The 14,023-nt window shown below is 36.6% G+C and carries 17 protein-coding genes, 1 tRNA gene and 1 pseudogene; 11 read left to right on the forward strand and 8 right to left on the reverse strand.

All coding sequences use genetic code 11. From position 1 onward, the window contains the following. Window positions 1-5 precede the first annotated feature (5 nt). From J3U00_RS03290 to J3U00_RS03330, 9 genes are all read left to right on the forward strand, one after another. A complete protein-coding gene (locus J3U00_RS03290) occupies window positions 6-512 on the forward strand; it encodes a hypothetical protein (protein WP_267331551.1) in 507 nt (168 codons plus the stop codon). Then, a complete protein-coding gene (locus J3U00_RS03295; protein WP_267331552.1) occupies window positions 487-1,116 on the forward strand; it encodes a YqaJ viral recombinase family protein in 630 nt (209 codons plus the stop codon). Before J3U00_RS03290 ends, J3U00_RS03295 begins: the two co-directional genes overlap by 26 nt. Before the next feature lie 55 nt (window positions 1,117-1,171). Further along, window positions 1,172-1,354 (forward strand): hypothetical protein, encoded by a 183-nt coding sequence (locus J3U00_RS03300; RefSeq protein ID WP_267331553.1) that lies wholly within the window; start codon window positions 1,172-1,174, stop codon window positions 1,352-1,354. Window positions 1,355-1,422: 68 nt separating this feature from the next. Continuing rightward, window positions 1,423-1,872, forward strand: coding sequence for a single-stranded DNA-binding protein (ssb, locus tag J3U00_RS03305; protein WP_267331554.1), 450 nt, complete (start codon window positions 1,423-1,425; stop codon window positions 1,870-1,872). Window positions 1,873-2,008: 136 nt separating this feature from the next. Continuing rightward, on the forward strand, window positions 2,009-2,224 hold the full coding sequence (locus J3U00_RS03310; RefSeq protein WP_267331555.1) for a hypothetical protein: 216 nt from the start codon (window positions 2,009-2,011) through the stop codon (window positions 2,222-2,224). After that, the gene (locus J3U00_RS03315; protein WP_267331556.1) at window positions 2,211-2,684 is read left to right on the forward strand and encodes a class I SAM-dependent methyltransferase; all 474 of its coding nucleotides are present in this window, start codon (window positions 2,211-2,213) and stop codon (window positions 2,682-2,684) included. Before J3U00_RS03310 ends, J3U00_RS03315 begins: the two co-directional genes overlap by 14 nt. 16 nt (window positions 2,685-2,700) lie before the next feature. Continuing rightward, window positions 2,701-2,877: a hypothetical protein gene (locus tag J3U00_RS03320; protein WP_267331557.1), complete on the forward strand. Its 177-nt coding sequence runs from the start codon at window positions 2,701-2,703 to the stop codon at window positions 2,875-2,877. A 70-nt stretch (window positions 2,878-2,947) separates the two neighbouring features. Continuing rightward, complete coding sequence (locus J3U00_RS03325; protein ID WP_267331558.1) at window positions 2,948-3,205, forward strand: hypothetical protein; 258 nt, start codon at window positions 2,948-2,950, stop codon at window positions 3,203-3,205. Between the two features lie 145 nt (window positions 3,206-3,350). Beyond that, window positions 3,351-3,599, forward strand: coding sequence for a hypothetical protein (locus J3U00_RS03330; protein WP_267331559.1), 249 nt, complete (start codon window positions 3,351-3,353; stop codon window positions 3,597-3,599). Between the two features lie 255 nt (window positions 3,600-3,854). Here the strand turns inward: J3U00_RS03330 and J3U00_RS03335 are convergent, their stop codons facing one another. Both J3U00_RS03335 and J3U00_RS03340 read right to left on the reverse strand, forming a co-directional pair. Continuing rightward, on the reverse strand, window positions 3,855-5,024 hold the full coding sequence (locus J3U00_RS03335; protein WP_267331560.1) for a tyrosine-type recombinase/integrase: 1,170 nt from the start codon (window positions 5,022-5,024) through the stop codon (window positions 3,855-3,857). Between the two features lie 169 nt (window positions 5,025-5,193). Next, window positions 5,194-5,265, reverse strand: a tRNA-Arg gene (locus J3U00_RS03340). A 119-nt stretch (window positions 5,266-5,384) separates the two neighbouring features. Here J3U00_RS03340 and J3U00_RS03345 point away from each other — a divergent pair. Then, on the forward strand, window positions 5,385-6,143 hold the full coding sequence (locus J3U00_RS03345; protein WP_220225972.1) for an MlaA family lipoprotein: 759 nt from the start codon (window positions 5,385-5,387) through the stop codon (window positions 6,141-6,143). A 45-nt stretch (window positions 6,144-6,188) separates the two neighbouring features. Here the strand turns inward: J3U00_RS03345 and J3U00_RS03350 are convergent, their stop codons facing one another. After that, complete coding sequence (locus tag J3U00_RS03350) at window positions 6,189-6,968, reverse strand: TIGR03915 family putative DNA repair protein (RefSeq protein ID WP_267331561.1); 780 nt, start codon at window positions 6,966-6,968, stop codon at window positions 6,189-6,191. Window positions 6,969-6,971: 3 nt separating this feature from the next. Then, window positions 6,972-8,237 (reverse strand): putative DNA modification/repair radical SAM protein, encoded by a 1,266-nt coding sequence (locus J3U00_RS03355; protein WP_416379880.1) that lies wholly within the window; start codon window positions 8,235-8,237, stop codon window positions 6,972-6,974. Between the two features lie 310 nt (window positions 8,238-8,547). On the opposite strand from J3U00_RS03355, the gene fabB reads away from it, so the two are divergent. Next, on the forward strand, window positions 8,548-9,759 hold the full coding sequence (gene fabB / locus J3U00_RS03360; protein ID WP_065733982.1) for a beta-ketoacyl-ACP synthase I: 1,212 nt from the start codon (window positions 8,548-8,550) through the stop codon (window positions 9,757-9,759). 78 nt (window positions 9,760-9,837) lie between these two features. On the opposite strand, the pseudogene J3U00_RS03365 reads toward fabB, so the two are convergent. The 4 genes and pseudogenes from J3U00_RS03365 to allS form a co-directional block, all read right to left on the reverse strand. Then, window positions 9,838-10,272: pseudogene (locus J3U00_RS03365) on the reverse strand (amino acid ABC transporter ATP-binding protein); the annotation flags it as partial. An 86-nt stretch (window positions 10,273-10,358) separates the two neighbouring features. Continuing rightward, window positions 10,359-11,630 (reverse strand): MFS transporter, encoded by a 1,272-nt coding sequence (locus tag J3U00_RS03370; protein WP_065733979.1) that lies wholly within the window; start codon window positions 11,628-11,630, stop codon window positions 10,359-10,361. A 184-nt stretch (window positions 11,631-11,814) separates the two neighbouring features. Next, a complete protein-coding gene (locus J3U00_RS03375) occupies window positions 11,815-13,047 on the reverse strand; it encodes a pyridoxal-phosphate-dependent aminotransferase family protein (RefSeq protein ID WP_267331563.1) in 1,233 nt (410 codons plus the stop codon). A gap of 50 nt (window positions 13,048-13,097) precedes the next feature. Beyond that, window positions 13,098-14,021 (reverse strand): HTH-type transcriptional activator AllS, encoded by a 924-nt coding sequence (gene allS, locus J3U00_RS03380; protein ID WP_267331564.1) that lies wholly within the window; start codon window positions 14,019-14,021, stop codon window positions 13,098-13,100. Window positions 14,022-14,023: the final 2 nt, after the last annotated feature.

Genomic DNA, 14,023 nt, shown 5'->3' on the forward strand with positions numbered 1-14,023 from the left:
TAAATATGACAGAAAAAACCCATTTTAAGAAAGCATTTAAATCACCTTACTTAAGTAGCGCAGATATTGTGGACGGAATTAATCTAACAATAGCGTACGTAAAATTAGAAGCTGATAAAACAAAAAAAACAAAAGATTTATTTAACACAGCTTACTTTGTTGAAAAAGAAATAAGAAAAGGTGAACCTTTAAAACCTATGATTTTAAATGTAACTAATAGTAAACAGCTAAGAAAAATCACTAACTCACCATTTATTGATGATTGGCTAAATGTTCCTGTTTATATTTATGTTGATAACCAAGTCAAATTTGGGCGAGATATCATTGAGGGTTTAAGAATATCACCGAGCAGAACAACAAAAAAAGAGCTGACGCCTGATTCACCTAGTTGGAATAACGCAAAAGCAGCTTACAAACGAGATGGTAATTTAGATAAGGTTTTGCAACGAATGAGCATTTCAGCAGAAAATCAGGAGTTATTAATCAATGAATGTAATAACGAAATGGCATGACATAGAACAGAATACTGATGAATGGGATTGGTTAAGATTAGGGAAAATCACATCATCTAATTTAAATCTAATAATGACTAATTATCCTAATGCATTCGGCATACCAGCAAAAAAATACGCTCTTAAATTAGCACTAGAGCGTATAAAAAATTGCAAATCAGATAACAACTATTCAAATCAACATATGGAACGTGGTCACGAGCAAGAACCTATTGCGAGGATGTTGTATGAAGATTTGTATTTTACTGAAGTGACAAATGGTGGCTTTTTTGATTGTGGTTATTATGGTGATAGTCCTGATGGTTTAGTTGGAACTGATGGAGTTATTGAAATTAAATCAGTGATTGATACTGTTCATTATGAAAATTTAAAAAGAGGAACTATCGACCCTGCATATAAATGGCAAATAGTTGGGCATATTGATAGCTCTCAACGTGAATGGTGCGATTTTATCAGTTATTGTGCTGACTTCCCCGAAATTTCACAATTAATAGTCTACAGGTCTTATAAAAAAGACCTGCAAAAAGAGCTTCAAATGCTTTCAGAGCGCAGAGAATTATTCAATCAACTTATCGAAAAAACAATCAGTAGAATACCACATTAGCCGTCCTAGTGACGGCATTTTTAATGCTCAATAGCTAATTATAAGAGAGGTTTAGATGGCTAGATTTAGAGGTTCCTTTTTATACCTAACTGAGCTGGAATATGAATTTGATATTGAGGCGAATAGTAAAGAAGAGGTCGAGGAACAAATTAAGAACAATGCATTGAAATATTTATTAGAAAAAGTTCCCGTTCACACATATGGAATAGACGCACACGGAGTCGAATTTTATGACTAAATTAAACTGGAAAAAATTCCCCGATGAAGCATCAGAACACGCAAAAATTCATACAGGAGATAGACAAAATGGCACGTGGCGTTAATCGTGTAATTCTAGTGGGCAATTTAGGACAAGACCCAGAAGTGCGTATCATGCCTAATGGTAGCGCTGTCGCTAATTTTAGTGTTGCAACTTCCGAATCATGGAAAGATAAACAAACCGGTGAGCAAAAAGACCGCACAGAATGGCATAGAGTTGTTGTGTTTGGCAAATTAGCTGAGATTGCTGGTGAATATGTTAAAAAAGGAACACAGGTTTATTTGGAGGGGCAATTGCAAACGCGTAAATGGCAAGACCAATCAGGACAAGATCGTTACACTACAGAAGTTGTTATCAATCCTATTGGTGGAACACTGCAGATTTTAGGTGCACGCAGTGATGATGCAAATCAGCAACAATCACAACAACCAATTAATCGCCCTATTCAGCAAAATGAGCCATCAACAGATTTTGATGATCAAGAAATCCCATTTTAAAATCAATTAATTAAGCTAAATAATCAACATGCCCCCCCTGGTCTCTTAATTGTATATTTGATTTCTACCCTATCTTATTAATTTAAAATCAATTCTCACGCTGATTATTTAGTGTGCGATAGCTATTGGTGAAAATATGGAACACGATTTATTTAATAACAAAACAAAAAACCGTGAATACTGGAATGGGGAAATTAAACTCATGATTTCGGTTATACGGTACAGCGAACAGATTGATGACATTCATTACCAGTTACAAGCAAAAGCCTGCCGCAGTCAATATCCAAAGATTGGGAAAGCAGAAAAAATTATAAATATTATAAAGGAGCACTGTAATTATGAACATAAATAAACCCGTTATTGACGTGTGCTGTGGCTCTCGTATGTTCTATTTTGATAAACAAGATGATCGGGTATTGTTCTGCGACAAACGAAAAGAGAGCCACATTTTATGTGACGGACGAACGTTAGAAATCAAGCCAGACATTCAAGTTGATTTTACAAACTTACCTTTTTCTGATGAAACGTTCTATCAAGTTTGTTTTGACCCTCCTCATTTAGTTAAAGTTGGCCACAATAGTTGGTTAGCAAAAAAATATGGCCAACTCGATAAATCAACATGGCAAGAAAATTTAAGGAAAGGCTTTAGTGAATGTTTTCGTGTGCTCAAAACAAATGGGACTTTGATTTTTAAATGGAATGAAACAGATATACCGGTTAAAGATATTTTATCACTAACTGAACATAAACCGCTTTTTGGCCACATTAGTGGCAAACGCTCCAACACTCATTGGATTTCGTTTATTAAATAGATATTAGGAAATGATTATGACTAAACAATTAAAACTCTGCCCGTTTTGTGGCGGTAAATGTGATGTAGTTACTGGTCTGGGTGGCATCACGTTCTTTCATTGCATTAAAGATAACTGCTCCGCAGTGATTTCATTTCAGTTTGCAGAAAGCATAAAACTTGCAATTAAACAATTTAATAATCGTAAGGGCTAATTAAGTGAAAATTAGAATACACACGCCACGAAAAGTATCACTGGATTCATTAGAATGTGGTGATTTTTTCGTGAAGGAATACGAGAGCGGCAAATTAAGTCAAGTATACCAAAAAGTAACTCAACCCCAAAATCTTGGTGATTATAACGGATATTCTGATGAGGTCAAACGGCTAAACGGATTAGTTTATTATGTCGAGGTATGGTGTGGGTGGCAATATTCGTACACAAAAGAGGAAGCGAAAGAAAGAATGGTCTACAAAGTAGTACCTGTTACAGGCGCATTAGAGGTAAAGCTTGACTTGGATATACAGCTAAAAACAAATTAAGGACCAAACATGACTAACTACACTAAAGAACAGCGAGAAATGATTAATGAAAAAATGTAAATCATCAACTACTCTCGAATCAATGAAAAAGAAAGGATACTAACACCCTATTCAACTTACGAGCGTTAGGGCTCAAGGATTAATTATGGGAAATCGTAAAGCAGTAACAATCAGCGTAACGCCAGATGAATATGACTCTATCTGTACAGCATTCGAAGAATATCTTAGTAAAGGTGAAAGCACTGACGATTGTGATTTTATAGAAAACGCTAACAGAGATGGGGGTAATTTTGAAACATTTCAAACAAAATATAAAAGAGCTCATCAAAGACAATTGGTAAAAAGCGCTGTTAAAAAAGCACTTGAATATGCAAAAGGAACCGAACATGACTAAATATAGCGAACTATATAAAAATGATATTGAGTTAGGAGAATAATAATGACAAATAAACTAATAGTAGAAAACCCACTATACAATAAGGCGCAAGTTTGTGCGTACATCAGTATAGATGATAGAACATTGGATCGGTGGGTTGCATCGGATAAATTCCCGAAACCAGATCTATATTTGGGGCGACACCCTCGATGGAAACTGTCCACAGTAAACACCTACCTTGAACAGAAAAAACAGGAGTTTCAGGAAAAACAGTTATGCGGTTAAACTATCAATGTAATCCGCATACCATTGCATCATCTGACGCCTACCCTCCAAATATTGTGCGTGGTTATACACACCTCGCACACCCTCCTCCTCGTGATTTAGTTGTTTCTCTATCCAGTCGCGGTTAAAATCATGCTCGTTTAAAACACTTGAAAACTGATGCCTAAAACCGTGCCCAGTTGCGCGCTTGACAAACCCCAACCTTTTTATCAATCCCAAAATAGCACCATTTGACATAGGTGATTGGATGTTATTTCGCCCCGGAAAAACAAAATCACAATTCCCAGTAATTGGATGTAAAAATCGTAGGATATTTATAGCCTGTTTTGATAACGGGACTATGTGCACCCTGTCTTTTTTTATTAATGTCTCTGGTAGTAAAATGTAACGTTTCTCAAAGTTGACATACTCCCATTTACATCGTAACAGCTCCACAGTTCTCACCGCAGTTAATATTAATAACTCGGTAGCATACCGTACGAGAATATTACCCGAATATGTTTGCAAGGCTTTCATAAACTCCCGCATATCATCTTCAATTAAAAATGCATAATTTTTAGGTGTACGCGTCACCATTGCTTTTGACAGTTCTCGGGCTGGATTATTCTCGGCTCGCTCTGTAATAATTGCATATTGAAAAACTTCAGTGCACCGTTGTCTCATTTTTTTAGCGATTTCTAAAGCACCCCGGTTTTCAATTTGCTTCAAACAATTTAACATTTCAATGGGTTTTATTTGCGAAATGTCCATATCACCTATATAAGGAAATATGTCTTTTTCAAAATAGGTAAGCATGGTTTTCCTAGTGCTTAGTGACCAACTTCGTTTTTTGCTTTCGTACCATTCCATAGCTATTTTGCTGAACGTATTACCCTGCGCCATGTTTGAGAGTAAAGCTTTCTTTTTGCGTTCTACCGAAGGGTCTCGACCGTGCGCTAATAATTGTTTGGCTAGATCTTTTTCATTGCGAGCATCGGATAAACTGATATAAGGATATTTACCTATTGTTAGCGTTTTTCGTTTGCCGTTAAACTGGTAATCATATCGCCATGATTTAGTTCCACTAGGTGTAATGTACAAATACAGGCTTTCATAATCAGGCAGTTTGTAAGGTTTCGCTTTTGGCTTTGAGGCTTCGATTGCTTTAATTGTTAGCATGATTTACGGTATTTTTCATTTCGGTATTAAAATATACCGTAAATATACCGTAAATAGCCTTGCGTTGTCAAACGTAAAAGAGAGTGTAGCTGAGTGAGAAAAACCACTAAAATCCAGTTTTATAAAAGCTTTCGGCGTAAAGGAGAGTAATAATCAGTTTAAAGGAATTTGACCCCAGCAGGAATCGAACCTGCAACTAGCCCTTAGGAGGGGCTCGTTATATCCATTTAACTATGAGGTCATCTCGGGCGGTTATTCTAATAAATTTATCAAGATAATACTATTTAAATAATGAAAAATTTTCTATTTTGAACAAACATGATACAATCTTAACATTCGTCAATTATGATTTATAACATTATGAAAAAAAGAATAATAGGTATGATGTTCTCGGTTTTAGCACTGACAAGTTGTGCCACTTATCAAGCTGAAACCAACAGTTATAGTGACCCATTATCAGGTTTTAACAAAACCATGTTTGATGTTAACTATTATGCCCTTGATCCTTATATTTTACGCCCGGCAGCTGTGGTATGGAAAGATTATGTACCAACACCTGTACGTAAAGGCGTTGTTAATTTTTCATCTAACCTTTCTGAGCCAGCTTCAGTAGTCAATAGTGCACTACAAGGCGAAGGCCGTGAATCTGGTAAACATTTAGCTCGATTCTTTATCAATACCGTTTTTGGTGTAGCGGGTATATTTGATGTTGCTGGAATGGCGGATCCTCAATTACAAAAAGGCTCTAAACGTAGCTTTGGTCAGACATTAGGTCACTATGATGTACCTTATGGTCCTTATGTTGTATTACCTTTCTATGGTTCTGCGACACTTCGTCAGGAAGGTGGTGACATCGTTGACACCTTATACCCACCACTTGTTTGGTTAGATTGGGAATGGGCACTAGTTCGAGGCGTTGTTGATGGCGTTGAAGCTCGTGCCGTAGCTATTGAGTATGAAGATCTGCTTAAAAATAGTGATGACCCTTATAACTTTATGCGTAATGCTTACTTCCAACGTAATGACTTTAATGCGTCAGGCGGTAAAGTTGATGAGAAAAAAGAGCAACAACGTCAAGAAAGTATCAACGGTATTATTGGCGATATCGACGCCCAATAGAATTTTCCCTACATTAATAAAAAACGCCGTCTTGTTCGGCGTTTTTTATTTTTCCTGCATTTCTGGTAAATGTTGCCAAAATCGTCTTGGCATATTTTGTCGTTGTAATTTTGGATTAATTCTTTCTTTTATCGTTAGTGCATTACAATAACGGTACCACATGGTCTGAAAAACTTTTTCATCATCAGTTAAATAATCTTGGTTAATTTTGTTATTAACAATCAGATCATCGTTTAGCGATATTTTCTCCAATTTTTCTAAATCATAAAAATAGCCATACTGGCGTTTTTCATCATAAATTGCCCATTTTTGGTCGGCATAACGATCTTTAAAGAATCGTGTGGTTAATGGTAAGGCATTATAAATGGGACCAATAACCGCAAAATAGATCTTTTCATCACTAGTTGGATTTTTGATAGCATTAAATCGAACAAATTGTTGGATATGGTGTTTTTCTTTATTCACTTTTTTAGCGATATCATGAATGGCTAATACATCTAGATCGCCAAAATCAGTTTCAATTGAATAGTTAGATTTAAATACTTTGCAAATATAACGAAAAATGATTAAATCACTTTCAGGCAGCTCTGATAACCAAGTAAATATGATCTGATTTAGTGCAATCTTGGATAACTTTTTTTGTAGCGCCGAATATACCCTTTCATACTTGCTATTACGAAATTCAACATGATGAGAATCAGATACCAAAAGCGGTACAACATCATCATACGACAACAAGCATTCCGGCATTTTTTTAAGTTTAAACGCATCAAAAACCGCGCATAACAATCCTTCGAAAGATTTGTCATAATAAAAAGCTAGCATAACTTACCAACCCATCACAAGCTGCTGAGGAATAGGATCTTTTTTAGCTTCAAGTAATGGCGGATCTTGCAGGTTCAGTCGAATATATTCAGCAGATGACTCGAGCAATTTATAGGTACTCATTTCGTGACATACAATAAAAAATTGCGCACGTTTAAGCACAACGCCTATGCGTTTTAACGCTTCAATATTAAGTTTTCGATGTCGCCTTGCCATCACTATTAATTTTGCTGATTTAACACCAATGCCAGGAACTCGCAAAATTTTTCGATAACTATCACGATTGATATCTACCGGAAAAAACTGCGGATTACGAATTGCCCAAGATAACTTTGGATCGACAGTTAAATCAAGATCAGGATGTTCATCATCAACAATCTCATCGACACTAAAATCATAAAAACGAAGTAACCAATCAGCTTGGTACAAACGATTTTCGCGAACTCGTGGAACTTCTTGCAACACCGGCAATCGCTTGTCATAACTATTGACCGGAATAAACCCCGAATAGTAAACCCGCTTCATACTTGGCCGTTTATAAAGTTTGGCAGTAAGTTGTAATATTTGATTATCGGTTTCATCTGTCGCTCCAATAATTACCTGGGTGCTCTGCCCTGCTGGTACGAATTTTGGAGTAGACTTAATTTTTTTGCGATCTTCAATATTTTCCATCAAATTTTGTTGGATATGACGCATTGGTTGATAGATCGTTTGATGATCTTTATCCGGTGCAAGTAATTTTAAATTACGTTCAGTAGGAATCTCTAGATTGACACTCATTCTATCTACTAATAAACCGGCTTCTTTGATAAGCTCATTACTTGCGCCAGGAATAGCTTTCATATGGATATAACCATTAAAATTGTATTCTTGACGTAGAATTTTGACTACCCGAATCATTTTTTCCATTGTGTGATCAGCACTACGCATAATGCCAGAGCTTAAAAAAAGTCCTTCGATATAATTGCGACGGTAAAATTCAATGGTTAAATCGGCTAACTCTTTTGGAGTAAATCCAGCTCGTGGGATATCATTACTTTGGCGATTAATACAGTAAGCACAATCAAACATGCAGTAATTGGTTAGCATAATCTTTAATAACGAGACACATCGACCATCGGCGGTAAAAGAATGACAGATACCACAACGAGAGGCATTACCAATTCCTTTATTTTTATTATTGCGTGAGGTACCGCTTGATGCGCACGAAATATCATATTTTGCTGATTCTGCCAATATCTCAAGCTTTGACATCATTTTGTCTTGAATCATAATTGCCACCAATAACTGTATATATTTACAGTATTATAGCTATTTTACTTGCATCTGCAAGTAAATTATCAGATCAAAAATAGGAAATATTTGCTCAATAAAACTGCATATAAACTCTACTTTATTAAGAGACTATAAATAAAATGTAAAAAGCGGGAGTATCATTGATTACTTATTCCACTAACCCTATCTTATTTAAAAATTGTGAAATAAAATCAATCATAGGGTATTGTTCAGCTTACAAGTGTACGCTATAATCACACCAATTTTTCATACGAAGCTGGTTAACTTAGGAGTAAAGCATTAGATGAAACGTGTAGTAATCACAGGATTAGGTATTCTTTCAAGTATTGGGAATAATACCAAAGAAGTTTTAGAATCATTGAAAGTGGGCCGAAGTGGTATTACTTTCTCTCAAGAAATGAAAGATAGCGGAATGCGCAGTCATGTATGTGGTAATGTTAAATTAGATACAACTGGGCTTATTGATCGCAAAGTTGTCCGTTTTATGAACGATGCATCTATTTATGGTTATCTGGCTCTACAGCAAGCAATCGAAGATGCAAAATTAACCCCAGAACAAGTATCTAATCCTCGTACAGGTCTAATCGCTGGTTATGGTGGCTCAACCAAAACTCAATATAATGTCGTTGCCGGCATGAAAGAAAAAGGTTTAAGAGGTGTTGGTCCTTACGCAGTAACTAAATCAATGTCATCTGCAATATCTGCATGTTTAGCCACACCATTTAAAATTAAAGGTGTTAGCTACTCAATGACATCTGCTTGTGCAACATCAGTTCACTGTATTGGTCACGCGGCAGAACTTATCCAACTTGGCAAACAAGACATTGTATTTGCTGGTGGTGGAGAAGAACTTTGCTGGGAAATGTCATGTGAATTTGACGCAATGGGCGCATTATCAACCAAATACAACGACACCCCAGAAAAAGCATCACGCGCTTATGATAAAAACCGTGACGGTTTCGTTATCGCTGGCGGTGCTGGAATGGTAGTTGTTGAAGAACTTGAACACGCCCTTGCACGTGGTGCACATATCTATGGTGAACTAGTTGGTTACGGTGCAACATCTGATGGTTATGACATGGTTGCACCATCTGGTGAAGGTGCAATGCGTTGTATGCAACTTGCTATTCAAGATCTTGACGCACCGGTTGATTATATCAACACTCACGGAACGTCAACACCAGTTGGTGACGTTAAAGAATTATGGGCAATCAAGCAAGTATTTGGAGATAACATTCCAGCTATCTCTTCGACTAAATCAATGACTGGCCACTCATTGAGCGCAACCGGTGCTCAAGAATTAATCTATTCATTACTTATGCTTGAACATGGCTTTATCACACCAAGTATCAACATCGACGAACTCGCTGATGAAGCAGTTGGAATGAACATTATTACCGAGCCAACTGAACGTGAATTAACAACAGTAATGTCAAATAGCTTTGGTTTTGGTGGCACTAACGCTTCAATTGTCATGAAAAAATATAAAGCTTAAGTCTGATAGTTAATGTTTAATAAAAAACCGCACTCATTAGTGCGGTTTTTTTATAGCTTAATCAATTAAGAAGACTAATTATAATACTTTACTTAAAAACAGCTGTGTTCTTTCATTTTGAGGATGATTAAAAATTTGCTCAGGTGAACCTTGTTCTTGAATGATGCCCTGATCGATAAAAATAACACGAGTTGACATCTCTCTAGCAAAACCCATCTCATGCGTGACAACTACCATGGTCATCCCCTCTTGAGCAAGTGCCTTCATCACCGCTAAAACTTCACCGACTAACTCAGGATCTAACGCCGAAGTAGGTTCATCAAAAAGCATAACTTTCGGGTCCATCATCAATGATCTAGCAATCGCGACACGTTGTTGTTGACCACCGGATAATTGATTTGGATAAGCATCAATCTTATCAATCAAACCAACCTTAACTAATAAACCTTCAGCCTTATTGATTGCATCATTTTTTGGCATCTTCTTGACATCCATTGGTGCCAAAATTAAATTACTTTTAGAATAAACAATTCATCAAAGAAAAAAATACTCAAACCAAGTTTGAGTATTTTCCCAAGATTTCTCATCATGTTGATTAACTAAATATTCATCTTTTTAATGAAAAAGGTCAATACCGCTGAGCTTATTAACGCGATCACCATAAATAAGAAGGCGTGGTTGTAGCCTCCGTTGGCGTTGTCGATAAGAAAGCCGATGATGAATGGTGATAATACGCCTGCAACTTGTCCACCAAAGTTGACGATACTTGAGGCTTTGCCCATGATTACCGGCGGAATCATATGCATTAGCATTCCCCAAAAGATAGCAAATGCGATAAACATAAAGAGTGCTGATACGCATTGGAAGACTATAGCGGCCTCAAGATTATCGACTTGGAACATTAAAAAAAGAAATATGCCAGAGATAAAAGCCGTTAATCCATAAACATATTTTAATTTTTGTTCGAACTTATCAGCAAAATAACCACCGACTAAAGTCCCTAATGCACCAAATAAGAATGGGATTGCAGCTAAGATACCGGTTTTGGAGAGCGATAATCCTCTTGCCTCAAGTAAATAACTTGGTAACCAAGTGGTGAATCCCCAAAATGTGATATCAAATAAGAACCAAATTAGCGATAACTTCCAGAGTATTGGCATTTTCAATACATCTATTAACGAAGACGAGCTCTCTTCAACTGAGACATTATCGTTGATTATTTCTAATTCTTGCAGTTCATCGGCACCAATCAGACTATTTTCAGATGGATTATTGCGAATAAACTTGTAGATAAAAAAGCCTAATATAAAACCAGGAATACTTAAGATGATAAATACATCGCGCCAACCTAACCATTCAATAATGGCAACTGCCACAATTACAGATATTGCTGGTCCTAATGTGTTGACGGAAGATTGAATTGCCGTTGCTCGTCCTCGTTCTTTGGCAGGGAAATAAGTAGCGATAGTTTTCCAAGACGAAGCTGGGAAACAACCTTCACCGGCACCAAACATAAAGCGAGTCAGCAACATTAATGGTAATACATAAATTAGACCGGTAAAAAGCGTAAACATCGACCACCAAATAATGGCAAAAGCCATCACTTTACGCGGACCGAATTTATCTGATAAATAACCACCGGGAATTTGGAACAGTGCATAACCAATAAAAAATGCACTAATAATTGAACCTTGTACAGTTTTATCGATACCAAGATCATGACCAATAAACGGCAATGATACATTCATTACCATACGATCAAGAAACGAAAGTAACCAACCTGACCATAATAGTAATAAAATGGTATAACGCCCTTTCCATTTTTTTTGATTATACCCAGAGGTAGGAATTTTAGTATTCAATTTATTCATAAAATTTCCTTAAATAATATCATCCCAATTAACTTAAAGTTAACATTTTTGCTACTATTTTAAATTTACTCTATTTTTAGAGTAATTTGTTGACAATTTGACCAACAAATTACTTCGTTCTAAATTAAAAGCTCAAAAATCCAATGGGTATAATTCCGCTCACTTCAGTGAACTTTTATTATTATTAGCTGTTATAAGCGTTCCAGGCAGCTTGTAAACCAGCCCCTTGTACTGTTTTAAAACCAACTCGATTTAACACAGCTTCAAACGCGGTTAATGTTTGCATGACACAAGATTTTCTAGCATTATAGCCCATAGTACCAATACGCCATACATTACCTTTAAGCGGACCGAATGAAGCACCGATTTCAATACCAAAATCATTTAACATTAAATTGCGAACTTCAAGGTCATTAATATGTTCCGGACGAACCACACCAACGACATTATTCATTTTATGATCGAGATCGCCAAACAACTCAAGTCCCATAGCTTGTAAACCAGCAACCATTGCTGCCCCATTAACGCGATGACGCTCAATCACGTTATCTAAACCTTCTTGTAACACAATTCGAGCACATTCGCGTGCAGCATAAAGCATTGAAGTCGCTTCAGTATGGTGGTTGATACGTTCAGAACTCCAGTAACGGATAATCATATCGATATCAAAATAGTTAGAATAGATCATCTCATCTCGGCCACCCGCATCATTTTCAGCACGAATACCCAGTTCAACACATTTACGAGCTTGAATAATTTCGACCATTTTTGGACTTAAAGTAAGAGGAGCAACACCTGGAGGTCCACTTAAACATTTTTGTAAACTCACTGAAACGCCATCAAGTTGCCATTTATCAACTTCAAGTGGGTTACCCACAATCGAAGCAGTTGCATCGACATAAGACAACACACCATGACGACGACAAATTTCACCAATTTTATCCAATGGTTGCAATAATGTGGTTGAGGTATCACCTTGCACGCAAAGTAATAGTTTGGGTTTGACTTTTTTGATAGCATCTTCAATAACATTAGGATCAAAAACTTCACCCCATGGCACTTCAATAGTATGCACATCAGCACGACAACGGTGGGCAATTTCACAAAGTAATAAACCAAAACGACCAAATACGGGTACTAATACTTTGTCACCCGGTTTAATTGTTGACACAAGAACGGCTTCAATACCGGCTCTTGCAGTACCATCAATAACAAAAGTTTGCTCATTTTTGGTTCTAAAAATATCTCGATAAAGTGACATAGTCTGATTCATATAATCAGTCATAACTGGGTCAAACTGGCCAATTAAAGGTGCCGCCATCGCTCTAGTGACACGAGGATCAGCATTGATTGGACCTGGTCCCATTAATAGTCGCGTAGGCGGATTAATTTGGTCATATTTATCTAGGTCTAACATTATTTTTTCCTTTATTAATATCGAGTTAATTGTTTGAAGATTACACTAACTCATCTTCTCTTATCTATATTTTTCAAAAAATTATTGGCAATGGGATGATGAAACTTAAACAGATTAACAATTTCATTCATCACTTTGCCCATATGCGATTTTTTCCATGCTAATGACAATGGCGATGGCTTACGCTCATTAACCACTTTACAGGCAATCAATTCACCAGAATCTATATAAGATTGGCAGATTGATTTGGGTAAAAAACCAATACCTAATCCTCTTAAATGGCAAGCCAACTTAGTGGTAATATTTGGCACAATAATCTCAGATTGGCTAGGTAATAACCAAGCCACTCGTTTATTCATATGCACAGAGGTATCTTCAACATTAATTGCCGGATACTTACGTAAAGTATCATTAGATAACGCCCCATCAATTTGGGTGATCGGATGATTTTTGGCTGCCACAAACACCCAACTTACTTCACCAAGAGGTAGTATATTAATCATCGTATCAAGCGATTCAGTGCCTGTTGCGCCAATCGCTAAATGACACTCACCATGCAGTAACGAATCCCACACTCCCATATAAACTTGTCGATTTATATTGAAAGTAGTAAAAGGGAATTTTTCTTTTAAAAATGTCAACAAATCGGCTACCGCCTCAACATCATAGAGCAGATTATTGATGGTAATATTAATTTTTCGTTCAACACCATCACGAATTTGCTGCAACTCATCAGGCATAGTTGATAACCAAAGTAACCATTGACTACATTGCTCATAAAGATGTTGTCCTGCCAGCGTTAGTGTCACGGTACGGGTAGTTCGTTCAAAAAGTTGAGTATTAAGATCGGCTTCCAATGATTTAATACGATAACTAATCGCTGCTGGTGTTTTGTAAAGTAGCTTAGCCGCTTTTGAAAAGCTATTGCTCTCAACTACTTTAATAAAGGTCCGCATGGTTTCTGTATCTAGCACGA

The sequence above is a fragment of the Gilliamella sp. B3127 genome, assembly GCF_026536935.1.
Lineage (GTDB): Bacteria > Pseudomonadota > Gammaproteobacteria > Enterobacterales > Orbaceae > Gilliamella > Gilliamella apicola_E.

What these genes read in the sequence shown, in the direction of transcription:
- J3U00_RS03290 (WP_267331551.1), top strand. Translation starts at nt 6, where the DNA reads ATGACAGAAAAAACCCATTTTAAGAAAGCATTTAAATCACCTTACTTA.
- J3U00_RS03295 (WP_267331552.1), top strand. Translation starts at nt 487, where the DNA reads ATGAATGTAATAACGAAATGGCATGACATAGAACAGAATACTGATGAA.
- J3U00_RS03300 (WP_267331553.1), top strand. Translation starts at nt 1,172, where the DNA reads ATGGCTAGATTTAGAGGTTCCTTTTTATACCTAACTGAGCTGGAATAT.
- ssb (WP_267331554.1), top strand. Translation starts at nt 1,423, where the DNA reads ATGGCACGTGGCGTTAATCGTGTAATTCTAGTGGGCAATTTAGGACAA.
- J3U00_RS03310 (WP_267331555.1), top strand. Translation starts at nt 2,009, where the DNA reads ATGGAACACGATTTATTTAATAACAAAACAAAAAACCGTGAATACTGG.
- J3U00_RS03315 (WP_267331556.1), top strand. Translation starts at nt 2,211, where the DNA reads ATGAACATAAATAAACCCGTTATTGACGTGTGCTGTGGCTCTCGTATG.
- J3U00_RS03320 (WP_267331557.1), top strand. Translation starts at nt 2,701, where the DNA reads ATGACTAAACAATTAAAACTCTGCCCGTTTTGTGGCGGTAAATGTGAT.
- J3U00_RS03330 (WP_267331559.1), top strand. Translation starts at nt 3,351, where the DNA reads ATGGGAAATCGTAAAGCAGTAACAATCAGCGTAACGCCAGATGAATAT.
- J3U00_RS03335 (WP_267331560.1), bottom strand. Translation starts at nt 5,024, where the DNA reads ATGCTAACAATTAAAGCAATCGAAGCCTCAAAGCCAAAAGCGAAACCT.
- J3U00_RS03345 (WP_220225972.1), top strand. Translation starts at nt 5,385, where the DNA reads ATGAAAAAAAGAATAATAGGTATGATGTTCTCGGTTTTAGCACTGACA.
- J3U00_RS03350 (WP_267331561.1), bottom strand. Translation starts at nt 6,968, where the DNA reads ATGCTAGCTTTTTATTATGACAAATCTTTCGAAGGATTGTTATGCGCG.
- fabB (WP_065733982.1), top strand. Translation starts at nt 8,548, where the DNA reads ATGAAACGTGTAGTAATCACAGGATTAGGTATTCTTTCAAGTATTGGG.
- J3U00_RS03370 (WP_065733979.1), bottom strand. Translation starts at nt 11,630, where the DNA reads ATGAATAAATTGAATACTAAAATTCCTACCTCTGGGTATAATCAAAAA.
- J3U00_RS03375 (WP_267331563.1), bottom strand. Translation starts at nt 13,047, where the DNA reads ATGTTAGACCTAGATAAATATGACCAAATTAATCCGCCTACGCGACTA.